This is a genomic window from Ruegeria sp. HKCCA5929 (genome assembly GCF_013034525.1).
Lineage (GTDB): Bacteria > Pseudomonadota > Alphaproteobacteria > Rhodobacterales > Rhodobacteraceae > Ruegeria.
Map to the genome: position 1 here is coordinate 1 of NZ_WQGE01000009.1, position 25,746 is coordinate 25,746.

The window sequence follows — 25,746 nt, forward strand, 5'->3', positions numbered from 1 at the left end:
GCTGGATCAATTGCGAAGATGGACCAAGCCATCGAAGCCGAAGACCTTGAAGCCTGGGCCGAGGCCGACGAGTCGTTTCATCAGGAGCTCGTTCGGTTGGGCGGCAACAAACGGGTCGAAGCGATTGTTGCCATGATGAGCGACCAGGTACGCCGCGCACGCGCAACGACGTTGTTCATCAGGCCCCTGCCCGTCAAATCCAATGAAGATCATCGGGTTGTTTTCCAAGCGATTAGTGAAGGTCGACCGGATGCCGCCCGTGAACGACATCGAACACACAGGCTGCAAGCACAGGCTATGCTTTGCGGGATACTAGAGAAGCACCGACTCAACAGCCTCTGATCTTCTCGCATCCAGTCGTTAATCAACTAAAATAACTGCTTCTTTTCGGCACCAAAGGCGCCCCCAGTACTTGTCCACCGCGGTAATCGGCGGTTGCGTCCGGCGGCTCTAATATTCTTTTTTCAAATCACTCGACCAATCACTGCATCAATTGGGGTTGTAATAGTACGATTTCGAATTAATTTAGTTCGATATTGTACTAGCGGAGACTCAAGATGCCAAATCGAAGACGTTTTCTCAAGATTCTAGGCGGAGGCACAATTCTGGCGGCAACGGGCGCGGTCGCGTTCCTCGCTACACGCACGCCGCATGAAGCGTTGGCTCCGTGGACGCCAAAACCGTATAACGACCCACGCAAGGCTGCTTTGTCCTACGCGATTCTCGCCCCCAATCCACACAACTTGCAACCTTGGCTGGTCGAGTTCGTTGGGCAAGACAAGGTGCGCATCCACCGTGATCCTGATCGCGAGCTTCCGGAAACCGATCCTTACCACCGCCAGCTCTATATTGGTCTCGGTGCATTTGTTGAGACGATGGTACTGGCAGCAGGTGCGCAGGGATTTGATACCGAGGTCACGTTACTGCCCGATGGAGATGACGGACCCATCGCAGAAGCAGTGTTCGTTCCTGGCGGAGCACCCGATCCACTCTCAGATCAAATCCTCAACCGACATTCAAACAAGGAACCGTACACTGAACAGCGGCTGTCCGAGACGGAAGTGTCGGTCCTTGAAAACTACGCCACCCTGATTACCGATGAAGATTTGGTGACCCGTATTCGAGACCTCACGAAACGCGCTTTCGAAATCGAAATGCGAACCCCGCAGACCTTGAAAGAATCCGTCGACCTGATGCGGATCGGGAAAGCAGAAATCAACGCCAACCCGGACGGGATTGAATTACGCGATCCCATGCTGGAAACGTTGCGACTTACCGGCCTATTGGACAACGAGACCCTGATGAACGTTGACCACCCAGGCACTCAGTCACACATGCGAGGCTACTTCGCCATGCTCGACGCGACGCCGCAATACGCAGTCCTCACGACAGCCACAAACACGCGAAGCGATCAACTTGATGCCGGTCGTCAATTGATGCGGTTTTACTTGAAGACAACCGAAATGGGCCTGGGCGTACATCCGGTCAGTCAGGCCCTTCAGGAGTATCCTGAGATGGCCGATGAATACGCTCTCGCGCATGAGCTTCTTGCGTCACCGGGCCACACGGTGCAAATGTTGTTGCGTTTGGGGTATGGGTCTGAACCGATTGCCACACCCCGCTGGCCGCTGGAGACACGAATTCTGAATGAAGCCTGAAGATGAGACCAACGAAGTCTACCGGTTCTTCACCGAGGTCGGGATCATCAATCAGTTGATCTCGACCAAGCTTGAAGCGTTCTTACCTGGTCGAATGACGGCGACCCAATTTGGAATTTTGGGCCATCTGGTACGGCGTCCCGAAGGGGAAACCCCGCTGCAACTCTCAAACGCGTTTCAGGTGCCCAAGACTTCGATGACGCATATGCTCGCCAGCCTTGAAAATCATAACTTGATCACTCTTGAGACCAACCCAAAGGACAAGCGTTCGAAAATTGCCCGGTCGACGCCGCATGGCGCAGAGTTTCTGAAAACTTGTATGGATCGGATGTCGACAGCTCTTGGTCCGATGTTGTCCGAACTCGGGCCCAAACCGTTTCATGAGTCTTTGCCTAATCTGGCGCTCATTCGCGAAACTTTGGACAGTGAACGCGACTAGCGGAAACCTGCGTCGACCCAAGCAAACAGAAAAGCTCTCAGAACATCATGCAATCCGCGCCCGGCGGCAGCGGCGGTGATCCTTCTGGCAAGGTGGGCGTGTAGTCAAATGTCACAATCTTCGCGCCGCCATCGAATGCAACGAACAGTTGGTTGGATCCCGGTCTAATGGCGATGCCTTCTGGGTCGGTTCCGAACTCCAACAAGCTTTGCTGAGCGAGCAGTTGGCCATCTGCCGTGAACTCATACAAGCTGTTTGACCCTTCCCAATCATCAACAATCAACATGTGGCCGGTACGCGGGTCAATCGCGATGCCCTGCGCCTCGCTCAAGGGCGGAGAGAGCTTCATGGTGTCCAATCTCGCCGCCAGAGTGCCCTCGGTGGTGAACCAGGACAACCGTTCAGGGTCATCCTCGACAGTCACGATCTGTCCTGCGGCGTTGATTGCAATTCCTTCCGTATCCGCGAACCCGCCTTCCAATTCGAAAGGCGCTCCCAGGGGTGATCCATCCTTGGTGACACGTTGAAGACTGCCGAGACCATCACCCAGCAACAAGTGGTCCCCTTCAACAGCAATTGCTTTGATCCGAAAGAGGTCGCTGGATATTCGGCGCAACTCATCCCCTTGCAATGTAACGAGAATTGCTTCGGGCCCCTCGTTCGCAATCCACAACCCACAAAACGTCGGATCGTAGTCAAGACTTGCGGGCTGATTGAGCTCGTAGCGCCCAGTTTCGCGAAGCTGCAATGCCATGGCCGAGGTAGGCACAGCAAAGAACAATAAAGCAATGATCCTCACAAACACTCAAGATGCTCCCGAAAAGGCATGTTGTTTTAAAAAACTATACTTGATTATTGCGCCCCTTCAGTGAGAAAGAACAGCTCAATAGGCTGAGCAAGGCCACGTATTTCGTGATCCCCACAGCTAACGAACATGTTCGGTGCAGCACTTGCAATGGCTAACGTCGCCAACACTCTCTGACCAATTGATTTTGTTAAGTTTTCAATTCGGCTCGCGACGTTCACCGCACCACCCAAAACCGTAAAATCAAGCCTGCCGGGGCTACCGATGTTACCGTAGCTGACCTGCCCAACGTTGATCCCAATTCCAATGTCCAAGGGCGGTTTTTGGAACTCGTCTCGTCTAGTGTTGAGAGCGTTCAAACCACTCAGCACACTCTGCGCTGCAAGAGCCGCCATTCTGCAACGGTCGGCATGGTTTTTTTGAGCTTCAATAGTGAAGATCGACAGGATGCCATCACCCATGAACTTGAGGACGTCTCCTCCGTTGTCTTCTACGGCTTTGACCACCAGATCAAAATAGTCGCTGAGCGTGTCGAAGACTTCTTCTTCCGCAGAGGTTTCGGAAAGTGCCGTAAAGCCTCGCAGATCAGAGAACATAACCACGGCATCTAGAGTTGTTCGCTCACCGCGCTTGATGTTGCCGCTCCAGACTGCCTCGGAAGGTCCATCTCCTAAATAGGTTCGAAGTAGACCTTTAGACGATTTTCGCATTGTCACAGGTTCCAAAGCGCAAGAAAGGGCCGGTAAGACCGCTTCAATCAGCCTTAGATGTTTCGGCGAGAATCCATCCGGCGCCTGTGTAATGAACGTGCAACCATGCAGCGATCCATCTCCGTAATAAAGCAAAGTAGCGTAGTAGTCGGTGCCGCCTTGCTCTGCAAATTCCAAATAGGATGAATGCTCTGTTTCTGAGTCCAGTTGCCGAAGACTTTTGTGAAGCGGCTTTCTATTCGCCAGAATATACTCAAATGAGCTCCCAACATAACCATCCGTCAACGTCGTCTCATGGGTGACATCGTAGCTGTCGGTGCCGTTGGGCGTCCAAACCACGCCCCAAGCAATAAGCAATGGATTGGCAAAGCGCTGGCCAATGTTTACTCGCCACAGCGGAACTCCGGCTTCGACCAAGGAGGAACAAAACTGTGACACCACCTTTACGGGATCGCCGGAGCGGCGACCTTCTGTAATCATCCATTCGGTTAGTCGAGTGACTTCTTCCATGGACCCAAGTTAATCGTTTGCAAAGGATGAGCAAAGACTATTGGATTGACAACGTCGCTTGCTTTTTTGGGATCGCCTGATCTGGCTGGTTCAACGAAGATTGGAGCGTTGCGTCCGGGCGACCTTCAGTAGAAACCAATCTCGCTGACGTCTACGCTGGCCTCGTGATCGCGCCCGTAGGCTACAACTCCAACTGAGGTGATTGCGTCTGCAACGGGAGTAGCGCGTAACATGGCACCTGAAGCCTTGAAGCCTGACAGAGGCAAATAGATTTCTGTCCATTCGTTAGAAGTTGCAAACGCGGCCTGATAGTATTGCCACGGAAGCACCGTGCCACGTGTTCTAAGGTGGACGAAGTATTGCTCGCCGTTCCCCCGGACCAATAGCCTGACGCCTGATACACCCGTACCGGGCCGATCAGGCAACTTGCGTCGGAACTGGATGAAGCCGCCGTTGTTTACTGTACTCACAGTTCCGGTCAGCCGCGCGAATGCAACATTACCTTCCGAACGAAACTGCACCTGCCCTGAAGAAACTCCTCCCATTACGGTGTCGGCAACGTAGTCCCAACGCGTCTCTGGAGACTTGGAGAAGTCTTCCGTTAATTTTCCATCAGCCTGAGCCATCATGCATCCGATGATAACAAAACCTGAAACAAGCCCAATGAAGTTGGCACGCATATCGATCCTTCTCAATTCAGTATCGCAATGGAAAGGTTCAGTGCCGTGGCAAATGCGACCCATACAAAATACGGCAGGAAGGCCAGTGCGGAAACCCGATCTGAAGTCCTGACCTGAGCTATGAACATGACGATGACAGCCAACAACGCGACAATGACGACAAAGGCAAACCATGGCAGTTGCAGTACGAAAAAGGTTGGGGACCACAAAAAGTTCAGACCCATCTGCGCCCACCACATCTTCATGGCGGTCGAGCCGCGGTCTGTTTCAAACTGACGCCAACCAACCATAGCGATCAAAACATATAGCACCGACCAAACCGGCCCAAAAATCCAATTTGGTGGATTGAAAGCCGGTTTAGAAAGCTGCGCGTACCATTCGCCAGGTGCAGTCAGTGTCCCGATCAGGATGCCGCCGCCCACCACAAGCGCAAGGAATGCTATGCGGATCAACCAGTTCGACATTGTAGGATAGCTTTCAGCAGTCCTTGGTCGTCACGTTAACAAGCGCTTCAGAAGAAAAGGTCGCCGTACTGGTCTTATCCGCATCAGTATAAGACACCGTGGCGCCTTCGATCTCCGACCCCGTTACGGTGATTTCGCGTTGCCCGATAGTGTCATCTACATCGATGGTAAAGGCGAGTTTGTCCCCGGCTGCGAGGGAGGCAATCTCAAGTTCAATTGTATCTTGCCCATCCACGACCGCAGGAATTTGCCGCAGAGCATCAGCACCCTCAACGAATTCAAGAGGTTGGAACACCTCCACACCCGCGCCTTTTTCTGTGACATCGAAAATCAAGCGTCCAGCAGATTGCGACAAGTCAATTTTGAGGGTTGAGGCTTCTACTTCGCACGTTCCGACATTCGTCAGAACAAAACGGTCCTTGGGCGCACCTTCTATAAAGCGAATTTGTACACCAGCTTGAAGCGAAGTGGCTGAAAATAATCCAAGGGTCGCCGCAACAATACTCTTCGGGAGCATATTTATCTCCTTCCTAATGGGTTCTTGATGGATACGCTTCGGCGGGTTTCTTGGATCAGACTTACCCCGTTTGTCTTTCGTGGTTCAGCCGACAAGACCTATCTAAGTTCCACGCACCGCCGTCAGAAAGGTAAAGTCAAAACATGCTATTATCATTCTCGCCGTTTGCTGGAACTTCCTGAAGAACGTCCCAGTGCTCGACGACCTTCCCGTCGCATCCAGGCGAAAAATATCTATCCCTGCGCACTTGAGACCATCAGGCCAGATTTGGTGCAAATGCAGAATAACGTGATCTTCTTCAACCGGTCTGTAGGTGCTCGCATAACGCTGCATTACCGACATTGATTTCATTAAAGAAAATCCTTGAAATTTGCCCATAATTCTGCGCGATATTTGCGTACAACTTTGCACGATTTGCCCAAAAGTTTGCACACTCCCATTTTCGGTGCCGGATTAAATCCTTCCGAATGTTCCCTTGAGGTCTGCGACTTGTTCTGCATTCAACATTCGGGTTCGCATACCACGCACTGCCACGAGCAACTTGGCCGTTTCTTCCAGCTCTTCTGCTGCACAGACCGCTGAGAAGAGGTCTTTTCCAGACACGACGGGACCGTGATTGGCCAATAGAACCGCACCATATTTACCGCCCAGTTCGCGGATCAAATCACCGGATTTCGGATCACCCGGCTTGACGTATGGAACCAGTTTGACCGTGTCGACGCGCATCACCACGTATGGCGTAAGCGGTGGAATACAGTCATTGGGATCGGTGTCTTCCAGGCAGGACAGAGCAGTGGCCCAGGTCGAATGCAGATGAACCACGGCGCCCGCTTCTGGCCGCGTCTCATAGAAGGCTTGGTGCAGAAAGACTTCCTTGGTCGGCTTGTCGCCGGAGACGTGGTGCCCATCCAAATCAATCTTGGCGATGCGCTCGGGATCGATATTCCCCAAGGTGGAGTTGGTTGGTGTCATGAGGATCCCGTCATCAAGACGTGCCGAGACATTGCCCGCAGTGCCGACGGAAAATCCACGCACAAACAGCGAGGCGCATAGCTCTGACATCTGCTGCCGCAAAGCCGACTCATCCGAACTCATTTGCCTGCCTCCATCATTCTGAGCGCCTTCGCGAAAAAGTCCGAAGCGCCAAAGTTTCCAGATTTTAGAGCCAGCGCAATGGGTTCAGTTTTTCCGACGCTCAGGACAGGTACGCCCGGGTCGATCTCTGGACCAATTGACATGGCAGGAGACCCCAGTGCCTCAGATACGACCTTGGCGACAGCTCCCGACGTCTCCCCTCCGGCAACGACAAGGCGCTTATAGCCCGTTTGGACAAGTTCCCGGGCAGTTTCAGCAAAGAGATTGTCCAGCTTTTCCGCCACAGCTTCCTGACCGAATTGACTTTGGATCGCGCGCACCTCTTCCGGGCTTCCTGATGAGTAAGCGAGGGGGGTCTCACCTGAATGCTTTTTAAAGAAATCCAGAAGCGTTTGCGTGTTCACATCCCCGGACATGACAGCCGGAACATCAATGGCGAAGGTTGGATTGAATTCCGCATGAACATCGATCTGCCCGCGTGTCGCACCTGAACATGATCCTGCAAGTATCGCGGCAGGTCCTGCGAAACCAGTGAACGCACTGCCACCTCTTTTGGAGGAAGCTTTTCTGACGAAGTTTCTGGGTAGACCCAATGCTATCCCGGACCCCCCGGTAATGAGCTTGGCATCCTTCAGAGCCTCGCCCCAGGCCAGCAAATCTTCGTCCGAAATCGCATCGCCGATTACAAAGCGTTCGTCGGCGTTCTGCAAAGCAGCAGCAATCGCCTCCGATCCTTGCTTCACGGAGTCAATTGACACCAGCCCAACCGCTTCTTCGGTCTGATGCTGCAACCATCGCCTGATATTGGGATCCGTCATCGGAGTAAGTGGGTGGTTTTCCATCCCGGACTCGTTCAACGGCTTGCCGAGCACAAAAAGATGGCCGTGATAAACAGTGCGACCCGTGGTTGGAAAGGTCGGGCAGAAAATCACTTTTTGCGCGCCCAGTTCTTTGGCCAACGCTTCCGCAACGGGACCGATATTTCCCTCCATCGTGGAATCAAAGGTCGAGCAATACTTGAAGATGAACTGCTTGCATCCTTGATCCTTAAGCCACCGCAGGGCCCGCAAGCTGTCCGCTACCGCTTCCTCAGTCGGTGCGTTGCGGCTCTTGAGTGAGATCACACCCGCTTCGATCTCATCGTCGGCTGGGGTCGTTGGAATACTTGGGAACTGAGCCGTTCGTAATCCACCCTCCGGCTCAACGCCCTTCGTCAAGGTGTTCGCAATATCACTCGCACCAGTGAAGTCGTCCGCTATGACACCGATTTTCATAGTTCAATGTCCCGCATCGGCCCTGGATCCAGCCTATGGATATGCGGTGCCGCGCCTACGGGAAATACCGCACGCACAAGCGGATCGTGGCCGGGCACGATAAGCCTAGGATGCGAAGCCAACCTCTCGAGTGTCTCGAAACCATCCATCATGTCTTGCAGGTCGACGACGATAGGAAAGGCTTTGCGCGCCATGAAATTCTCGTAATAATGCGAAGCATCAGAGGCGAGTACCATCCACCCGGCCGCCGTTCTTACGCGCACGCATTGCAACCCGCGCGAATGCCCTCCGATGCAGTGCACCGTGACCCCATCTGCAATCTCGGCTTCTCCGTCGTAGAAGACGACTTTGCCCGAATAGAGACGCTTTACGACCTCGCAGACATGGCCAGCCGTGAAAGGCGCACGCAGGTGATCGTGGCACATGCATGGACCTGTAGCGAAGGCCATTTCCGCCGACTGCATGTGCAACTTCGCGTTAGGGAACATATGCAGCCCCCCTGCATGGTCATAGTGAAGGTGGGTCACGATGACCTCAGTCACAGCTCCTGGCACAATGTCTAAAGGGCTTAGAGCCTCGCGAGGGTCCATCGCGATGGGACGACCACGAGCGGCTGCCTCATCGGAGTCGTAACCAGTATCGACCAGAATGACTTTGTTGCCGCGTTTGAGCACCCAAACGAAGTAATCCATCGCATGAGGCGCGTCGTGATTATCATCGATGATGAAACTGTCAGCTCGAGTCCGGGCGTTGCGATCCGCGTATTTCACGGCATGGATTTCCCAATCGTTCATCGGATGACCTCGGAGAATTGGTGAACCACCTTGGTGGCGATCATATCAGCCACTGCCGTATCAAAGGACTGAAAATGCGCGCTTTCTAGGTGGGCAGAGAACGCCACGCTGTCATCATAAACCTCATAGAGAAAAACTGTCTCAGGATCGTCGCCGAGACAAACGTCAAACTGCTGGCATCCGATTTCTTCACGTAAAGAGGTTGAAGCGTTTTCGACCATAAGCGGCAAGAAGATATCTCTGTTACCGGGCTTGAGAGTGAAGGTGACAGTAACCGCAAACATCAGACTGAAATTCCTTTTAGGCGTGAGAAAACGCGTTTCGCAACGGGCAGTTGGCTGAGGATCAGACCAATGTTGAGCATCAGCAGAATGGCCGCACCAGGCCTAGAAAAGAAGACCGAAAGATCCCCATCCGACAGAAACAGTGACCGGCGGAAGGTTTCGTCAAACAGACTTCCCAGAATAACCCCGATCACCAACGGCGCGATTGGGTACTTCATGAGGTTCATGAAATAGGCAACGGCGCCGACGCCAAGCATCAGGTAAAGATCATTGATGCCGCCGCCGACGCTGAAAGACCCAATCGTTGTCAGAACCATAACGACGGGCAAGAAGATGGTCTGCGGGATGGCAAGTATTTTGATAAATACCCGAGCAGTGAAAAGCCCCATAAGGAACATCGTCAGTGACGCCAGCACCAGGATTGCAACCACGCGCAGAATGATCTCGGGGTCTATCGTGGGGCCCGGGATCACGTTGTTGATCTTGAAGGCCCCCATCAAAGCCGCAGCGGGTGGTGAACCGGGAATGCCCAAAACCAAAAGCGGGATCAGAGCGCCACCAATACAGGCGTTGTTTGCAGTCTCCGAACACAGCAGACCTTCCAATGACCCTTTTCCAAACTTGTCGCCGTCGGCAGATACAGTCTTGCCGACACCGTAGCTGACCCAACCGGCGACATCTTCGCCCACGCCGGGAAGCGCTCCTACCCCGGTCCCAATCACCGCTGACCGGCCAATGGTGGGCAGGTAGCGCCGAATAGAGCTAAGGTTCGGAAAAATACGGCCTTTCAGGGCCAGAACTTTCCCGGCCTCAACGTGCCTCAAGCCGTCAATGATTTGGGGAATGGCAAAGGCCCCCATCAATACTGGCACGACCTGAAACCCGCTCATCAGGTAAGACCAGCCGAAGGTATAGCGCGGTTCAGACAACAGAGGGTCAAGCCCCACCATGGACATCGCAAGCCCGATCAGACCGGCGATCCATCCCTTAATCACTAGGTCTTCGCTCATCAAAGTGCCAGAAAGCAGAATGCCGAACAGGGCCAGCAGTGCTTTCTCCGGGCTTGCGATGTTCTTTGAAACCAAAAGCAGCGCCCAGACAAAAATCAAAAGCGTAATGGTCCCGATAACTGTGCCAATGAAACTGGCCGTCGTGGTCAGTCCCAGTGCTTCGCCCCCTCGACCCGCTTTGGCCAGAGGGTAGCCATCCATTGCCGTCGCCGCGCTGGCTGCGGTGCCCGGAATGTTCAGCAAAATAGACGGGTAAGAGCCGCCGTAAATCGCGCCGACATAGGCCCCGAGCAATGCGATGAGAGAATAGTCGAGCGGGATTTTGTTGCCGAAGAAACCCGTCAGGATCGTCACGGCCAGGGTTGCCGTAAGGCCGGGCAATGCGCCGAACGTGATGCCCAGGAACACGGATGCAATCAAATACAGATAGGTCAGCGGGTCCACTGCCAGGCCCACGAATGCAGCCCCAAATCCAGCCAGTTGCGAAAGAATAAAGTCCATCCGGTCAATCTTTCCATAGCGGACGAAGCGTCACGTAGTAGTGGTATTCGATTTGCTTGAAGATCAGCCCGCCGCGCGCGGGCACGTTCTGCCGAAAAACAAAGGCCATCGCACAAACGAGGATGAGCGGTGCAAGTATTGCCACCAATGGAACGAACCGCAAAACGCGTTCGGAAGCCGCTTTGGTCAACACCACTAGTGTTAACGCGACCCACAAGGCCAGTGTGAACCAATCATCACCGTGTGCATTCCAATCCGCCTGAGCAGGAAACGCGGCGAACGCAAACAAACCGGCGACGACAACTGCGACACAGGCCACCAAAGCACGCCGTGCATGACCACCGTAGTAGCCGTAAGTCAAAGCTGTAATCAGCAACCCAGAACACAGTATGAAGTCCACTCTGGGGACCAGTCCGACGACATATGCAAGAAGCATCAGGCCGATTGCTGATGCTCGATAGGCTTCCGACTTATCCCATCCGATCCCCAAAGCACTGAGCGCGTTTTGGGCTCCACCTGAACGGATCGAAATAGCCAGCAAGACGAAGGACAAGCCAAGCAATCCACCGAAGATGGACAGCGGTACAATTGCAGCCGAGTTGTACCAATCAGATCCACTTACACCTGCGCGGTTTTCACCCCAAAGCGGGATGTCCGACGTCTTCCAAAGGAAAAAGGTGGAAATTGCTATCAGACCAATCGATGCCCAAAAATCGCGCGCCCGCATGATCAGTGTATCGTCAGGTTTGTCCATTGCCTGCCTCTTGTCGGAAAGGGCGCGATCAGGCGCGCCCTTTCAAAAGTGATCGGATTATGGCTTCTCGATACCCAGCGACGCCGGGTCGACGGTCGCTGCGCCCAGATCTTGCAAGGTATAGGCAAAGGTAGCTTCGAGGTTCGCAAACAGCTCTTGAGCTTCTTCGCCGTGTTGACCACCGACATCATAATTGTTTGCAGAGGCCCATTCAGCGACGGTATCGGACGCAATCGCCTGCTCGAAGGCATCACCAAGCGCGGCCTTTACGTCGTCCCCGGCTGAACTGTGAACTGCAAAACCGATGGCCTGTTTGAGCGGCAAATATTGGTCGAGACCGTCATAGATGCCAAAGGCAGATGGCACCGTAACTCCTGCAATCTGCGCATCTTCGGGCGTCAACATCGCGAGCGGTTTAAGTTGACCGCCTTCGATCAACGGAGCCTGTTCAGCTAGAGAAGTCACAACCAACGCAACTTCACCCGCTATCGCTGCTTCCTGCCCGGGCGCTGAGCCTTTGTATGGAACAAACTTGAATTCTGCACCGGATCCTTTTTCGATGGCCAGAAGGTTCAAGTGGTGGATCGAACCTGCGCCGGAAGCCGCAGCCGGAATAGTCCCAGGAGCAGCTTTCGCAGCGTCAACCAGTTCTTCCAGAGTATTGTAAGGACTCTCCGCCGGAACCGAGATCAGATCAGGTGATCCGCCAACGATGAACGGATACCAAAAATCAAATTTCTTATCCCAACCACCTTGCACAGCAGCGGTGACGTTCGACTCTGACAGACCAACCAATGTATAACCATCGTCTGGTTGGTTCATGACATAGACCATCCCGTTGGAGCCTGCGACACCACCTGTTTGATTGATCACATTGATCGAGACCGGAAGGTGTTTTTCCATCTCGGCCATGATCATTCGGTTGATCGTATCCGTGCCACCTCCGGCCCCCCAGACCACAGCTGTAGTGATATCGCGATAGGGATAATCCTGTGCAGCAGCTGCGCCTGCGATCCCGGTCGCCATCACGGCTGCGGCCGCCAACCGCCCTAGCTTTAGTTTCATTTCCAAGTCCTCCCAAACAGCTTCGCGTTTATTATTGCATTTATTTGCGTATACATTAAAGAATGCATTGTCAACGGACTGTAGTGAAAGCTGCTATCGCGCTATGAATGCGAAACGGGAAGGAAGCGGGCTAAGATGAAAAAGAATTATGATGTGGCAGTTTTCCACGGCGACGGGATCGGCCCTGAAATTATGGCCCCTACGCTTGAAATTCTGCGCCACCTCTCAGGCGAAAACCCCAGCTACGAGTTGGCGTTTTCGGACGCGCCGGCAGGCGCCTCCCACTACGCAGAAACTGGAGAATCGTTTCCAGCGGGATCACTTGAAATGGCTCGCAACGCCGACGCAATTCTGCTGTCTGCAATGGGTTTGCCGGATGTTCGCTACCCGGACGGAACTGAGATTTCACCGCAGATTGATCTGCGAAAGCAGCTAGGACTTTTCGCTGGGGTGCGGCCAGTAAAGGTAAGCAGTGGACAAATGACCCCCTTGGCGCTGCCTCCCGGAAAAGAGATCGACTTTGTCTTGATACGCGAAAGCACAGAAGGGCTGTTCTTCACCCAAGGCGCTGGTGAAGTTACCGAACACGATGCGCGTGAGACACTGCTGATCACTCGTGAGGTGTCCGAAAAACTGTTCCGTTTCGCGTTTGAACTCGCCCAGAACCGAAAGGATTCTAGGCGTGGTCGGGGACGGGTTACATGTGTCGACAAAGCCAATGTATTCCGCGCCTTTGCATTCTTCAGATCGATGTTTGATGCAGAAGCCGCCCACCATCCCGATTTGCAGGCAGACCATGCTTATGTTGATGCCACCGCACTGTGGATGGTCCAAAAACCTTGGGAGTTTGATGTCTTGGTGACCGAGAACATGTTCGGAGACATCCTCTCCGACCTTGGTGCAGGTCTTATGGGCGGTCTTGGACTGGCTCCGTCAGCGGATATCGGGTTGAATCACGCTGTATTCCAACCCTGCCATGGTTCCGCTCCAGACATTGCAGGACAGGGTATTGCCAACCCCTTTGCGATGATCCTGTCCGCAGCAATGATGCTTGAATGGTTGGGTTTGACCCATGATCACCCAGGCCTGTCCAACGACGGCGAACGATTGCGTGAAGCCGTGGAAAAGGTGACCGCGAACGGACAGAACCTAACGCGTGACCTAGGTGGCACCGCCGGAACGCAGGACGCGGCCTCATCGGTATTGGAAGCATTGTGGGCATGAATACTCAACAAGCCATCAGGGTCGCGTGTGTGGGTGCGGGATATTTCAGTAGGTTCCACTACGAAAGTTGGTCCCGAATGCCCAGAGCGGTTCCGATTGCATCCTGCAACCGTGATATCAACAAGGCGAAGGAAACAGGACTGGCCGCTTACGATGATCTGTCAAAAATGCTGGAAGTGGAAAAACCAGATCTCTTGGACATCATCCTTCCACCTGTGGCGCAGGCCGATGCCATCCGAACGGCACTGCGCTCTGGAATAAAGTGGCTGATCTGCCAAAAACCTTTCTGCATGTCATTAGAAGAAGCTAAGAAGATCGTCTCCGAGGCTGAAGCAGTAGGCGCAACCATTGTCGTGCATGAGAATTTTCGCTTCCAGCCCTGGTATCGTGCGATCAAGGTAGCGATGACCGAGGGTCGAATTGGAACACCTCTACAAGCGACTTTCCGGCTTCGGCCCGGCGACGGACAGGGACCGCACGCCTACCTTGACCGGCAGCCGTACTTTCAAGACATGCCACGTTTTCTGGTGCATGAAACAGCGGTTCACTGGATAGACACATTCCGTTTTTTGTTTGGTGCGCCCAACGCAGTTTATGCGGACTTGCGCCAAGTTAACCCCGTTATCTCGGGCGAGGATGCAGGTTACATCCTGTTTGACCACCCCAACGGTTTGAAAGCTCTGTTCGATGGCAACAGATGCCTTGACCACAGTGCAGAAAACCTGCGTCAGACCATGGGCGAGGCTCTCATCGAAGGGACGGAAGGATCACTGGTTCTTAACGGTGACGGTTCAGTTGACCTCCGCGCATTTGGAAAACATAAGCGACAGCAGATTCTACCTCCGAGCGATCATGATGGATTTGGAGGAGACTGCGTACACGCCTTGCAAAGTCACGTCGTTTCAGGCCTTCTAAGTGGCACGCCATTGGAGAACTCGGCCCGAGATTATCTGGACGTGATCCGCATCGAAGAGAAGATCTATCTTTCGGCTGCTGAGGGACGAAAAATCAACCTGGAGACGCCGTGAGGGATCAGGACAACAAAACTCTTTCCAATACTCAACGCGCTGTAAGGGACTTGCGGCGGATGATCCTGTCTGGCGAACTGGCCGCGGGGACTGACCATCTGGAGTCGGAACTCGCGGAAACCCTTGGTATGTCCCGTACCCCGATACGGGAAGCTGCGCTAATGTTGGAAAGTAAGGGCTTGCTTGAAATGCGGCCCCGAAAGGGCGTGCGGATTCTGCCTGTTTCATCAGATGATATGCGTGAAATTTACGACATCCTCACGGAACTCGAGAGTCTTGCAGCACAGCGCGCTGCCGAAGCTGGTTATTCAGAAGATGAACTGGCGGTACTCGCTGGATCAATTGCGAAGATGGACCAAGCCATCGAAGCCGAAGACCTTGAAGCCTGGGCCGAGGCCGACGAGTCGTTTCATCAGGAGCTCGTTCGGTTGGGCGGCAACAAACGGGTCGAAGCGATTGTTGCCATGATGAGCGACCAGGTACGCCGCGCACGCGCAACGACGTTGTTCATCAGGCCCCTGCCCGTCAAATCCAATGAAGATCATCGGGTTGTTTTCCAAGCGATTAGTGAAGGTCGACCGGATGCCGCCCGTGAACGACATCGAACACACAGGCTGCAAGCACAGGCTATGCTTTGCGGGATACTAGAGAAGCACCGACTCAACAGCCTCTGATCTTCTCGCATCCAGTCGTTAATCAACTAAAATAACTGCTTCTTTTCGGCACCAAAGGCGCCCCCAGTACTTGTCCACCGCGGTAATCGGCGGTTGCGTCCGGCGGCTCTAATATTCTTTTTTCAAATCACTCGACCAATCACTGCATCAATTGGGGTTGTAATAGTACGATTTCGAATTAATTTAGTTCGATATTGTACTAGCGGAGACTCAAGATGCCAAATCGAAGACGTTTTCTCAAGATTCTAGGCGGAGGCACAATTCTGGCGGCAACGGGCGCGGTCGCGTTCCTCGCTACACGCACGCCGCATGAAGCGTTGGCTCCGTGGACGCCAAAACCGTATAACGACCCACGCAAGGCTGCTTTGTCCTACGCGATTCTCGCCCCCAATCCACACAACTTGCAACCTTGGCTGGTCGAGTTCGTTGGGCAAGACAAGGTGCGCATCCACCGTGATCCTGATCGCGAGCTTCCGGAAACCGATCCTTACCACCGCCAGCTCTATATTGGTCTCGGTGCATTTGTTGAGACGATGGTACTGGCAGCAGGTGCGCAGGGATTTGATACCGAGGTCACGTTACTGCCCGATGGAGATGACGGACCCATCGCAGAAGCAGTGTTCGTTCCTGGCGGAGCACCCGATCCACTCTCAGATCAAATCCTCAACCGACATTCAAACAAGGAACCGTACACTGAACAGCGGCTGTCCGAGACGGAAGTGTCGGTCCTTGAAAACTACGCCACCCTGATTACCGATGAAGATTTGGTGACCCGTATTCGAGACCTCACGAAACGCGCTTTCGAAATCGAAATGCGAACCCCGCAGACCTTGAAAGAATCCGTCGACCTGATGCGGATCGGGAAAGCAGAAATCAACGCCAACCCGGACGGGATTGAATTACGCGATCCCATGCTGGAAACGTTGCGACTTACCGGCCTATTGGACAACGAGACCCTGATGAACGTTGACCACCCAGGCACTCAGTCACACATGCGAGGCTACTTCGCCATGCTCGACGCGACGCCGCAATACGCAGTCCTCACGACAGCCACAAACACGCGAAGCGATCAACTTGATGCCGGTCGTCAATTGATGCGGTTTTACTTGAAGACAACCGAAATGGGCCTGGGCGTACATCCGGTCAGTCAGGCCCTTCAGGAGTATCCTGAGATGGCCGATGAATACGCTCTCGCGCATGAGCTTCTTGCGTCACCGGGCCACACGGTGCAAATGTTGTTGCGTTTGGGGTATGGGTCTGAACCGATTGCCACACCCCGCTGGCCGCTGGAGACACGAATTCTGAATGAAGCCTGAAGATGAGACCAACGAAGTCTACCGGTTCTTCACCGAGGTCGGGATCATCAATCAGTTGATCTCGACCAAGCTTGAAGCGTTCTTACCTGGTCGAATGACGGCGACCCAATTTGGAATTTTGGGCCATCTGGTACGGCGTCCCGAAGGGGAAACCCCGCTGCAACTCTCAAACGCGTTTCAGGTGCCCAAGACTTCGATGACGCATAAAGCGAATTTGTACACCAGCTTGAAGCGAGGTGGCTGTGAAAAGTCCAATGGTCGCCGCAAGAATACTCTTCGGGAGCATATTTATCTCCTAACTAAAGGGTTCGTGATAGATACGCTTCGACGGGTTTCATGGATCAGACTTATAACCTTTGACCATCGTGGTTTAGCCGACAGGGCCTTTCGAAGTTCCATGCACCGATGTCAGAACGGCGAAGTCAAAACATGCCATTGTCATTCTCGCTGTTTGCTGGAACTTCCTGAAGAACGTCCCAGTGCTCGACAACCTTCCCATCGACATTCAGGCGAAAAATATCGATCCCTGCGTACTCGAGACCATCGGGCCAGATTTGGTGGCAATGCAGAATAACGTGGTCGTCTTCAGCAAAGGCACGTTTGATATCCACACGCTTTCCCGGGTATTCGGCGGCCATGCGCTCGAAATATTCGATAAACGCTTGCTTGCCGTCGCCAACATGCGGGTTGTGCTGCGTATAGGTTTCCCCAACAAAGATCTCTATGGCCTCGGCAGGTCGACACTCGTTGAACATCATTTCGTAGAAAGCGATGACATTTTTCTTGTTTGTTTTGAGGTCCGGCATACTGATCTCCAAATCGACGTTTGCACCGCCCAAAAAAATGTTGGCCCACGCAAGTCTTGGAAGCAACCCGGCAAGGACCTCAATCCCTAATCGGCAAGAAGTTACCGGCTTGATTTTGCGTTGCGACTATTTCACGGGTTAGCCACTTATTCGGTTTCTTCAAAGTCTATGTGAATATGATTTCCATCAGGATCGGCCACATGGATTTGCACCTTTCCAGCCCCCGGGAAATCAGTTTTGCGATACTGGATCTGACACGAGATCAGTTTTTCTTCGAATGCTCTCAACCCTGTGGCTGAGAGCGCAAAATGCTCGAGCTTGAGCTTCACTTCGGAGCCGACATTAGGCGTTCCTTCGTGACCCACAAGGTGAACCACGGCGTGATCACCCGCATACAACCACGCTCCGGGAAACGGAAAATCAGGGCGGGCCCCGAGTTTTAAACCCAAGACCTCTTCATACCAAGTAACCATCTCAGGCAACCTAGTCGTCACGATATTCACATGATCCAGCCGCTCAATTCTCATCTAAAAACCCTCAAGCACCAGCTTTCCTTTGGCCTTGCCGCTTTCGAGGATAGCATGCGCTTTCTTTAAGTTTGCAGCATTGATCCTACCAAGTGTATCGGTCGCTGTGGATCTGATCTTTCCGTCATCTATCAACCCGGCGACCTGATTCAGGATTTCGCTTTGACGGTTCATATCTCCAGTCCTAAAAAGCGACCGAGTGTACATGAACTCCCAATGCAATGAGATCGATTTGGGTTTGAACGGCGCGATGTCGAAGGTTTCAGGATCATCAATCAACCCAAAGCGACCTTGAGGTGTCATCACCTCTCCAGCTTGGGAAGCATAAAGCTGGGAATGGTTTGTCGAATAAATGAAATCCACGCTGTCGATACCGAGAGCCTCGAGTTGTGTGCCAAAAGGTTCCGCATGGTTGATGACATGGTGTGCGCCCAGCTCTCGAACCCAGTCTTGTGTCTCGGGTCGGGACGCCGTCGCTATCACTGTCAATTCAGTGAGAGCCCGTGCCAATTGAATGGTGATTGACCCGACACCACCAGCGCCACCAATAACCAGCAACGTATTGGTTCCGCCGGAAACGGCATCTTGGACTCGCAAGCGGTCGAACAGCATCTCAAAAGCAGTAAGCGTCGTTAGCGGCATCGCCGCAGCCGCTTTCGCCGGTATGGATTCTGGCGCGGCTCCGACAATACGTTCATCCACCAGATGAAACTCGGCATTGGTCCCCGATCTGTTTATTGCCCCGGCGTACCAAACTGTATCTCCCGGACTGAAAGTCTCAACCGTTTCGCCAATTGCTTCGACGATCCCTACTGCGTCCCATCCCAGAATATCAGGTGCTGGACCCGCGGGAGCACGTTTTTGCCGAATTTTCGTATCGACTGGGTTCACTGACACGGCCTGCACTTTCACCAACAAGTCATGCCCCTTCGGCGTCGGTTTATCGGCCTCAAAGTCGATTAAGGCGTCCGCCCGATCAATCGACCCTGTCTCACGGTATCCCACGGCTTTCATAACGTGCTCCTTTGTTCGGTTCTGTATCAACCGATGACTGTCATTTCATTCAACGTGAATTCTGCAACGGCACCCTCTGTTGCTTCCAAGTAAGCCGCAAGGTGCTGAGCACCCATGTGGGTTTGCCAAAGCTCCCGGCTTTCCCAGTTTTCGTAGAATACGAAATGAGCCGGGTTGTCGTTGTCCTGATGAAGGTCGTAGTTGATGCAACCCTCTTCGGCACGGGTTATGTCGATGAGCTTGATCAGCTCACCCTTTACGAGGTCGATCTTGTCAGGGTTGGCTTTGATGTTGGCGACGATTGTCAGCTTGGCCATTGGAATAGGTCCCTTGTGTTCTTGAGCGATGCGCAAGATTTACGCCGCAGTCATTTCGGGATAAACGGGGTATAATCGAACATATAATCCGGAAATTCCGTTTAATGCTTTTAGACAATCTTCGCTTGTTTCTGACCATAGCCGAGAAAGGCAGTCTTGTGGCCGCGGCGCGCGAGACAGGGATGTCGAGCACGACAGTATCCGAGCGCCTCGCGGCCCTAGAAGCACACTACGGAGTGGTTTTATTCAACCGAACCACCCGTTCCATCAGCCTGACTGAAGAAGGCCGGTTACTAGCCGACGGTGCAAAAAGTGTACTCAGTGAGGTTGCGGACTTGGACACACTTGTTCGGCATGGTGCCGAAACTTTATCTGGTCCAATTCGCATAAGCGCGCCTATCGATTTGGGACGGAGCTTTGTCTCCGAAGTTATTGCCGAATTCACCGAAGAGAACCCCGCCGTCTCAATCGAACTGTCCCTCTCGGACGACTATGTCGACCTTGTAGGCCAGGGTTTTGACCTCGCCGTTCGCTTCGGCAACATAACAGACAGCTCGCTCAGATTGCGAAATCTAGGAAGCTACCAACGTTTCGTGTGTGCGTCCCCAAGTTATCTGGCCTCATTCGGAACGCCTGAAAAACCAGAAGATCTATTGAACCACAACTGCTTGGTCATGAGGTTTGGGGACATGATTGACAACGTTTGGGAGTTTGGGTCAGGACCAAATGCCCAGCGCGTATCGGTAAAGGGAAATCGAATAGTCAATGATGGTTCACTGATCCGCGATTGGGCGATCACAGGCCATGGGGTCGTCTTGAAGTCAGAGCTGGATGTCGGCGACGATGTTCGATCTGGCAGACTTGTTTCAGTCTTGCGCGACTTCCTCCCGCCCCCGAAACCTTTGCAAATGATGTTTCCGCCGAGCCGAGCCCAACCACGCCGCATAACGGCCTTGGCCGAGCATCTGCGTCGCAAATTTGGTGTGAGTTGAGGCCGCAGGGGAAGACACTAACTGATAGCCGCTATGCTTGCTCAATGAATTTCAAAGTCGCCTGCGCTAGCTCTCTGCCAGCATCTTCTTGAATGAAATGCCCGGCTTTCGGCACAACGATATGATTTTGACCAACTGCCCCAGGGATCAACCTTTGGAACAGTGTGTCTACGCCCGCCATGACCCTGTCATCTTCTCCAAAAACAGTCAGAAACGGAGTGTTAATGGTCTTGAGGGTTTCCCATGCGGCTCGGTTGGCTTCTGAAGCTGGATTGTCAGGCGTGTCGGGCACCAACATTGGAAACTCGCGAGCGCCTGCCAGATAGCGCGCATCCGGGAACGGTGCATTATAGGCTGCAACCTCTTCATCTGAAATCTTCGATGTTGTGCCGCCAAATACGATGCGTCCCGAATTAAATTCAGGCACAGACTGTGAATATTCCCGCCATGAAAGAAATGCGTTGCCCAAGGGCACGTCACCAGTAGGTAGGGCCGTGTTCGCCACAACCACACGAGAGAACCGCTCGGGCATACTCGCAACCAGCCGCAAGCCAATGAGTCCGCCCCAGTCCTGACAAACCAATGTGATGCCGGTCAAGTCAACTTTCCGCAACCACTCGGACATCCAGTCTACATGGCGTTGGTAGGTGTAGTCGGATCGCTCAGTGGGCTTGTCCGACCGGCCAAACCCAATCAAATCAGGAGCCAGAACTCGATGACCCGCATCTTTGAATAACGGAATCATGTGCCGATACAGGAAGCACCAGGTTGGCTCTCCATGCATCAACAATACTGGCGGTGCCTGCGCCGGTCCCTCGTCCAAATAGTGCAGTCGGAGAAGACCGCCCTCGGTATCATCCACATCAAGATAGTTCGGGCCAAAGTCGAAATCTGGCAACCCGTCAAACCGATGGTCAGGTGTTCTAAGGAACTTCATTGTGAACTCTCCAATATGCCGACGGTATTGGCCAAGCAACAGTGATCGATAAAACAAAGACGGTCCAGTACCAGCGTATGTCGACGTCAGGTTTGCATTTGTTCGCCGCCCTTCTTCACTTGCTCGCAGCGAAGGTCCATTTGTATAGATCTCGGATTTTCTGCTCCAACAAAAGGATTGGTCTCAAAGACCTCATCTTGCCAGTTCTTCTGAGCTGAAGCAGAGTTCATCAATGCGGATCGCCAAGAAGCGCATCAGAAGAAGAGCGCAAGTCCGGTCATTGAGACAACCAAGAAAAGTAGAGTCATGATTCCACCTGAGCGAACGAAATCGACCACCCGGTAGCCTGCCGGGCCCATGATCAACGCGTTCACTTGGTGTGTTGGGATCAAAAATGAGTTGGACGTTGATATTGCCACCGTGAGAGCAAACACAGCCGGATTGCCACCCGCGGATACGGCAATAGAAACTGCTAGTGGCACCAGCAGGACAGTTGCGCCTACATTGGACATGACCAGCGTGAACGCCGTTGCCAAAACGGCGATCCCTGCTTGCAAAGACCAGATCGGCCACCCCTTCAGAAGGGCCAACACATGCGCTGCAATCCAATCCGCAGTGCCGGTGTTCTGAACCGCCTGACCTAGCGGGATCAGTGAAGCGAGTAGAAAAACAGTACTCCAACTTATCGACTCGTAGGCTTCGTCAATCGAGAGCACACGGCTCAACACCATCCCAATAGCGCCGATCAACAGGCACAATGACAAGCGCAGATCAGAGAATAGAATTAAGCTCAACGCTATTAGGAAGAAGGCGAGCGCCCATCCGACCTTGTGTGGCCGTAACTCTTCCTGGGGAAAATCCGAAGTTACGACGACAAAATCCCTGTCCGACTTAAGTCGTGTCAGACGGTCCCACTGCACGTGAACCACACACGTATCACCGGCCTGCAAAGGGACTTGCCCGATATGCGTGGCTGAATGATCCTCGGTTTCAACGTGGCTCAGTGTTTCTTCTCCGCGCTGAATGGCCAAAAGAGACAAACCATGTGTCTGACGGAGACGCAAATCAATCGGAGTCTGGCCGATCACTGAAGAACCGGGAGGAATAACAACCTCGGCCACCCCCGATTGGGTCGTGGCGAAATCATCCGCAAAGACATCTAGTTGGGGTAGGATCTCTAATCCGTAAGGCTCAGCAAACTGATGCTCAACCACCCGACGCAGGCCAAGCACTGCGAGCCGCGCAGGGGCTTCGATCTTGGTATCCGCCATCGGCGCGATGACCTTGTGGCCGCGATAGGATGTACCAAGAATGTACATGTTATGGGCGACCATTAGATCCGCGAGGGTTTGCCCGATGATTATTGAGCCTTCAGGAACACGTATCTCGAACATATCGGCCCTAAGCCCATAGGTATTTTCGACGTATGTTTGCATGGACCGAGCTGAGCTTGCGTCTTCTCCGCGCTCTCGCTGCGCTGGGAGGACCCAACGACCAAAGAGCACAAAGTAAAGCACCCCTGTCAGCACCAGCATCACACCGATAGGCGTGACTGAAAACAACCCAAATGTCTTCATTTGTTGGTCAGCCGGAAGGGATGAGTTTGCTGAAACAATCAGGTCATTCAACAGGATGAGGGGCGACGACCCGACTAATGTAATCGTACCACCCAGAATCGCGCAAAACCCCATGGGCATCAGCAACCTACTCATCGGGATTTCCGTACGTGCTGAGATACGGCTAACAACGGGTAGAAAGAGCGCAGCAGCTCCAACGTTCTGCATGAAAGAGCTGATGACACCAACCGTTGTTGATATGATTGGGATGATCCGGCCCTCTGTCGTGCCACCATTCTTGAGGATCAAGGCCGCAACCTTTGACATAAGTCCGGTCTTATCAAGCCCAGCCCCAATTACCATAACTGCGATGATTGACATCACAGCGTTCGAGGAAAAACCCTCAAAGAGCCTGGAGACATCGGCAAGATTACCTAGCCCCGGTAGATAGCTCAGTGCGCCAAGCAGCACCATTACAAGAATTGCTGCGACATCGATCCGTATAATCTCGGTAACAAAAAGTAAGACCGTAAAAGACAATAGACTCAATACGGCTATCATTTCGTACGTCAGTGCTGGTAATTCCATATTGTACTCCCAACCTAACGTTACCTGACTAGCAGCAAATACGAAGGACCAGCTCTGCGCAGCAAATAAGGCCAAAATCCATCAGGCCGACGTACGTAGCTCGTTTTCTCGGACGTGGTATCTGCTGAAACCTGGATTTCGCCAACTCAAAGAGACGCTGAAGATAAACTCAAAAGCCTCTCTTAATCACTGCAATCGGAGGGAAGCAGTCCATTCGTAGACTTGTGAAAGAACCCCGCTTCAAGAAAGGGTATTGCCGTACCCACGAAGTGAGCGCGTCCAAACCGGCGCGCTCACTCTGTTTGGTATTGCCTGTCACCAAGGAGTTAAGAGTGATGCATCACTCCGCGGCAACCGCTTCCTCTTCTAGTGCTGGGTAGTCGGTGTATCCTTTTTCGTTACCGCCGTAGAGGGTAGTTGCATCCAGCGCATTCAGCGAGGAGTTTTTCTCCAGCCGACTGACAAGATCCGGGTTGGAAATGAACAGTCGGCCAAAAGCCACCAGATCGACGGCACCGGTCTCAACCGATTCAATCGCCATTTCGCGATCATAAGCGTTGTTGCCCATTTTTGCACCGTCAAACAATTCATAGAGCGCCTTTAGATCGCCACCTTCAGGAATATCGCGCGGGCCGCCGGTCTGTCCTTCCACGAGATGGAGATAGGCCAACCCATACCCAGTGTAGGTGCGCTCATAACGCTGCATTCCCAACATTGATTTCATTGAAGAAAATCTTGGAAGCTTGCCCATAACTCTGCGCGGTATTTGCGCATAACTTTGCACGATTTGCCCATAAGTTTGCGTGCCACAGAGAACCCATCGAACAAACCAGCTCCTATGGCTTACCTGCAATTCTCAAATGCAGTTTACTCCCAATCGCCAGCAGACGAGCGCCACGTTTTAGCGTCCGCATCCCAAACACTGGCCGTGACGCAAGGCGTTGGGTTTATTCCGTCGCAATTGGATCCATGAATATCCGCAACAACAACGCGTTGACGCCCAAAATCAACGACTGTCCAGCCTTGGTTGAGCAAGGAGTGCACCTCTTCGCTTACCCAAAAGTGCGACATGCATCCGCCAGTTCCGCAGTAAAGAGATGCGGCGCTCGAACACGCAAAACCAGCCTCATTCAAAACCCAGTCGCGTTGTAGATCTCCGTCGAGATCGACCCTTTCAACCGCACCCCAATCTAAGTCAAATTGACCGTCGTTGAACTCCGCACAGGCTCGTGCCGCCAGACCAACCTTCGCCTGCAAACCGGGCGGAAGTTGCGATACATCAGCCGCGACAGCTGGTGAGGTCCAGACAAGGCCCGAAGCAAGCATAACCCCGGCGAGCAAACATTTCATCTGACGCGCTATTTGGGAAGCTGGTTGGAAGGAGGTATCAATTGCACTGATCATACCTGTAGTCCCCATATTCCAGCCAGTTTGCCGAGCCTTCGCTAAAAATCAGAAACTCGGACCTGTCCTCCCCAAGCAGGGCAACGACAAATCCGGCCGGCGGCTCAGAGTTTCCGAAGTAACTGTAGGCCGTCATGGCTCTGATTGACTCACCGTTGACTGTTACTCGCGCGTCCCACTCCCCCTCTGGATTGTCCAGAATTACATATTCGATTTGGCGTTTTATCGCTCCGCCACCACAATAGACAATGCCTTCGGGTGCTTCGTAGGAGGCCCCTTGGTTAGCACCTGAATCGCAGGCGGAACGAAGGGACCGAATTGCCGCGCTGGAACCCTTCAAGTCAAAGATTCCGTAGCTGACATCTTGATCAATCATAGACAGATTAACGGATGCATTGGCCGCAAGCTGGTCCAGTACAAAACCATAATCCTGCTGGCTATTGAAACTGACTTCGACAGGATAATTGTCGACGATCTGCACAGCAGCGTTTTCTGCGCCAACCTGAAATGCGCCAACTTCGGTGGTGCCGTTCTTCAAAAATCGAATGGAGAGCCCCTGCTTTTCCACGATATCCTGGCTATCCTCATACCCAACCGGAGCAAAGCGGATACGATTACACTGAAGTTCCAGCGTCATGTTACCGGTCTGAATAAAAGCATTGGGGTTGGGCCCGGAACTGAACGACCACTCCGCTGACGCTGTGGTCGCCATTGTCATCATCAGCGTTCCAATGGAAATCGTTTTGAAACTCATTTTCTCTCTCCATGGTGTTGTGGTTCGAACTGTCATTCAGCCAGAGTTT

Annotated in this window: 29 protein-coding genes; 8 read left to right on the top strand and 21 right to left on the bottom strand. The window is 53.1% G+C overall.

Annotated features, from left to right (window positions below; translation table 11 throughout):
- From GOV90_RS17985 to GOV90_RS17995, 3 genes are all read left to right on the top strand, one after another.
- Positions 1-342, top strand: a 342-nt coding sequence (locus tag GOV90_RS17985) for an FCD domain-containing protein (RefSeq protein WP_171096396.1), incomplete at its 5' end; no start/stop codon positions are given.
- A 215-nt stretch (positions 343-557) separates the two neighbouring features.
- The gene (locus tag GOV90_RS17990; protein ID WP_171096398.1) at positions 558-1,658 is read left to right on the top strand and encodes a nitroreductase family protein; all 1,101 of its coding nucleotides are present in this window, start codon (positions 558-560) and stop codon (positions 1,656-1,658) included.
- The gene (locus GOV90_RS17995) at positions 1,648-2,097 is read left to right on the top strand and encodes a MarR family winged helix-turn-helix transcriptional regulator (protein ID WP_171096400.1); all 450 of its coding nucleotides are present in this window, start codon (positions 1,648-1,650) and stop codon (positions 2,095-2,097) included. The genes GOV90_RS17990 and GOV90_RS17995 overlap by 11 nt, the downstream gene beginning before the upstream one ends.
- Before the next feature lie 37 nt (positions 2,098-2,134).
- Here the strand turns inward: GOV90_RS17995 and GOV90_RS18000 are convergent, their stop codons facing one another.
- The 12 genes from GOV90_RS18000 to GOV90_RS18055 all read right to left on the bottom strand — a co-directional run bounded on the left by GOV90_RS18000 (position 2,135) and on the right by GOV90_RS18055 (position 12,560).
- Entirely contained in the window at positions 2,135-2,902 is a 768-nt protein-coding gene (locus GOV90_RS18000) for a hypothetical protein (protein ID WP_256367982.1), read from the bottom strand.
- Positions 2,903-2,949: 47 nt separating this feature from the next.
- Entirely contained in the window at positions 2,950-4,122 is a 1,173-nt protein-coding gene (locus tag GOV90_RS18005; protein ID WP_171096402.1) for an adenylate/guanylate cyclase domain-containing protein, read from the bottom strand.
- Between the two features lie 125 nt (positions 4,123-4,247).
- Positions 4,248-4,802, bottom strand: coding sequence for a CIA30 family protein (locus tag GOV90_RS18010; protein WP_171096404.1), 555 nt, complete (start codon positions 4,800-4,802; stop codon positions 4,248-4,250).
- 11 nt (positions 4,803-4,813) lie between these two features.
- Positions 4,814-5,266 carry a TspO/MBR family protein gene (locus GOV90_RS18015; RefSeq protein ID WP_171096406.1) on the bottom strand — a complete coding sequence of 151 codons (453 nt, stop codon included), beginning with the start codon at positions 5,264-5,266 and terminating at the stop codon, positions 4,814-4,816.
- Positions 5,267-5,279: 13 nt separating this feature from the next.
- On the bottom strand, positions 5,280-5,783 hold the full coding sequence (locus tag GOV90_RS18020; protein ID WP_171096408.1) for an aggregation factor core: 504 nt from the start codon (positions 5,781-5,783) through the stop codon (positions 5,280-5,282).
- A gap of 453 nt (positions 5,784-6,236) precedes the next feature.
- The gene (gene otnC, locus GOV90_RS18025) at positions 6,237-6,878 is read right to left on the bottom strand and encodes a 3-oxo-tetronate 4-phosphate decarboxylase (RefSeq protein ID WP_171096410.1); all 642 of its coding nucleotides are present in this window, start codon (positions 6,876-6,878) and stop codon (positions 6,237-6,239) included.
- Positions 6,875-8,152, bottom strand: coding sequence for a 3-oxo-tetronate kinase (otnK, locus tag GOV90_RS18030; RefSeq protein ID WP_171096412.1), 1,278 nt, complete (start codon positions 8,150-8,152; stop codon positions 6,875-6,877). The genes otnC and otnK overlap by 4 nt, the downstream gene beginning before the upstream one ends.
- Positions 8,149-8,946: an N-acyl homoserine lactonase family protein gene (locus tag GOV90_RS18035; protein WP_171096414.1), complete on the bottom strand. Its 798-nt coding sequence runs from the start codon at positions 8,944-8,946 to the stop codon at positions 8,149-8,151. Before GOV90_RS18035 ends, otnK begins: the two co-directional genes overlap by 4 nt.
- Positions 8,943-9,230, bottom strand: a complete 288-nt coding sequence (locus tag GOV90_RS18040) for a putative quinol monooxygenase (RefSeq protein WP_171096416.1) — start codon at positions 9,228-9,230, stop codon at positions 8,943-8,945. Before GOV90_RS18040 ends, GOV90_RS18035 begins: the two co-directional genes overlap by 4 nt.
- Positions 9,230-10,741 carry a tripartite tricarboxylate transporter permease gene (locus GOV90_RS18045; RefSeq protein WP_171096419.1) on the bottom strand — a complete coding sequence of 504 codons (1,512 nt, stop codon included), beginning with the start codon at positions 10,739-10,741 and terminating at the stop codon, positions 9,230-9,232. The genes GOV90_RS18040 and GOV90_RS18045 overlap by 1 nt, the downstream gene beginning before the upstream one ends.
- Before the next feature lie 4 nt (positions 10,742-10,745).
- Complete coding sequence (locus tag GOV90_RS18050) at positions 10,746-11,495, bottom strand: hypothetical protein (protein WP_171096420.1); 750 nt, start codon at positions 11,493-11,495, stop codon at positions 10,746-10,748.
- Positions 11,496-11,552: 57 nt separating this feature from the next.
- Complete coding sequence (locus GOV90_RS18055) at positions 11,553-12,560, bottom strand: tripartite tricarboxylate transporter substrate binding protein (protein WP_171096422.1); 1,008 nt, start codon at positions 12,558-12,560, stop codon at positions 11,553-11,555.
- Positions 12,561-12,695: 135 nt separating this feature from the next.
- Between GOV90_RS18055 and GOV90_RS18060 the strand changes: the two genes are divergently transcribed.
- The 4 genes from GOV90_RS18060 to GOV90_RS18075 all read left to right on the top strand — a co-directional run bounded on the left by GOV90_RS18060 (position 12,696) and on the right by GOV90_RS18075 (position 16,802).
- Positions 12,696-13,784: an isocitrate/isopropylmalate dehydrogenase family protein gene (locus tag GOV90_RS18060; RefSeq protein WP_171096423.1), complete on the top strand. Its 1,089-nt coding sequence runs from the start codon at positions 12,696-12,698 to the stop codon at positions 13,782-13,784.
- Positions 13,781-14,812: a Gfo/Idh/MocA family protein gene (locus GOV90_RS18065; RefSeq protein ID WP_171096425.1), complete on the top strand. Its 1,032-nt coding sequence runs from the start codon at positions 13,781-13,783 to the stop codon at positions 14,810-14,812. The genes GOV90_RS18060 and GOV90_RS18065 overlap by 4 nt, the downstream gene beginning before the upstream one ends.
- Positions 14,809-15,486 carry a GntR family transcriptional regulator gene (locus GOV90_RS21420; RefSeq protein ID WP_256367981.1) on the top strand — a complete coding sequence of 226 codons (678 nt, stop codon included), beginning with the start codon at positions 14,809-14,811 and terminating at the stop codon, positions 15,484-15,486. Before GOV90_RS18065 ends, GOV90_RS21420 begins: the two co-directional genes overlap by 4 nt.
- A gap of 215 nt (positions 15,487-15,701) precedes the next feature.
- A complete protein-coding gene (locus tag GOV90_RS18075; RefSeq protein WP_171096398.1) occupies positions 15,702-16,802 on the top strand; it encodes a nitroreductase family protein in 1,101 nt (366 codons plus the stop codon).
- A 422-nt stretch (positions 16,803-17,224) separates the two neighbouring features.
- Here GOV90_RS18075 and GOV90_RS18080 read toward each other — a convergent pair whose 3' ends face one another.
- From GOV90_RS18080 to GOV90_RS18095, 4 genes are all read right to left on the bottom strand, one after another.
- Positions 17,225-17,608, bottom strand: a complete 384-nt coding sequence (locus GOV90_RS18080; protein ID WP_171096429.1) for a nuclear transport factor 2 family protein — start codon at positions 17,606-17,608, stop codon at positions 17,225-17,227.
- A 146-nt stretch (positions 17,609-17,754) separates the two neighbouring features.
- The gene (locus GOV90_RS18085) at positions 17,755-18,135 is read right to left on the bottom strand and encodes a VOC family protein (RefSeq protein WP_171096431.1); all 381 of its coding nucleotides are present in this window, start codon (positions 18,133-18,135) and stop codon (positions 17,755-17,757) included.
- Positions 18,136-19,149 carry a zinc-binding alcohol dehydrogenase family protein gene (locus tag GOV90_RS18090; protein ID WP_171096433.1) on the bottom strand — a complete coding sequence of 338 codons (1,014 nt, stop codon included), beginning with the start codon at positions 19,147-19,149 and terminating at the stop codon, positions 18,136-18,138.
- Positions 19,150-19,175: 26 nt separating this feature from the next.
- Positions 19,176-19,466 (bottom strand): putative quinol monooxygenase, encoded by a 291-nt coding sequence (locus GOV90_RS18095; RefSeq protein ID WP_170682726.1) that lies wholly within the window; start codon positions 19,464-19,466, stop codon positions 19,176-19,178.
- Between the two features lie 104 nt (positions 19,467-19,570).
- Between GOV90_RS18095 and GOV90_RS18100 the strand changes: the two genes are divergently transcribed.
- Positions 19,571-20,458 (top strand): LysR family transcriptional regulator, encoded by an 888-nt coding sequence (locus tag GOV90_RS18100; protein WP_171096435.1) that lies wholly within the window; start codon positions 19,571-19,573, stop codon positions 20,456-20,458.
- Between the two features lie 31 nt (positions 20,459-20,489).
- Here the strand turns inward: GOV90_RS18100 and GOV90_RS18105 are convergent, their stop codons facing one another.
- The 5 genes from GOV90_RS18105 to GOV90_RS18125 all read right to left on the bottom strand — a co-directional run bounded on the left by GOV90_RS18105 (position 20,490) and on the right by GOV90_RS18125 (position 25,697).
- Positions 20,490-21,395, bottom strand: a complete 906-nt coding sequence (locus GOV90_RS18105; protein ID WP_171096436.1) for a haloalkane dehalogenase — start codon at positions 21,393-21,395, stop codon at positions 20,490-20,492.
- A 254-nt stretch (positions 21,396-21,649) separates the two neighbouring features.
- Positions 21,650-23,539 (bottom strand): SLC13 family permease, encoded by a 1,890-nt coding sequence (locus GOV90_RS18110; protein ID WP_171096437.1) that lies wholly within the window; start codon positions 23,537-23,539, stop codon positions 21,650-21,652.
- A gap of 340 nt (positions 23,540-23,879) precedes the next feature.
- Positions 23,880-24,263 carry a hypothetical protein gene (locus tag GOV90_RS18115; RefSeq protein WP_371808855.1) on the bottom strand — a complete coding sequence of 128 codons (384 nt, stop codon included), beginning with the start codon at positions 24,261-24,263 and terminating at the stop codon, positions 23,880-23,882.
- A 143-nt stretch (positions 24,264-24,406) separates the two neighbouring features.
- Positions 24,407-24,943 carry a hypothetical protein gene (locus GOV90_RS18120; protein WP_171096439.1) on the bottom strand — a complete coding sequence of 179 codons (537 nt, stop codon included), beginning with the start codon at positions 24,941-24,943 and terminating at the stop codon, positions 24,407-24,409.
- On the bottom strand, positions 24,927-25,697 hold the full coding sequence (locus GOV90_RS18125; protein WP_171096441.1) for a hypothetical protein: 771 nt from the start codon (positions 25,695-25,697) through the stop codon (positions 24,927-24,929). Before GOV90_RS18125 ends, GOV90_RS18120 begins: the two co-directional genes overlap by 17 nt.
- Between the last annotated feature and the right edge of the window lie 49 nt (positions 25,698-25,746).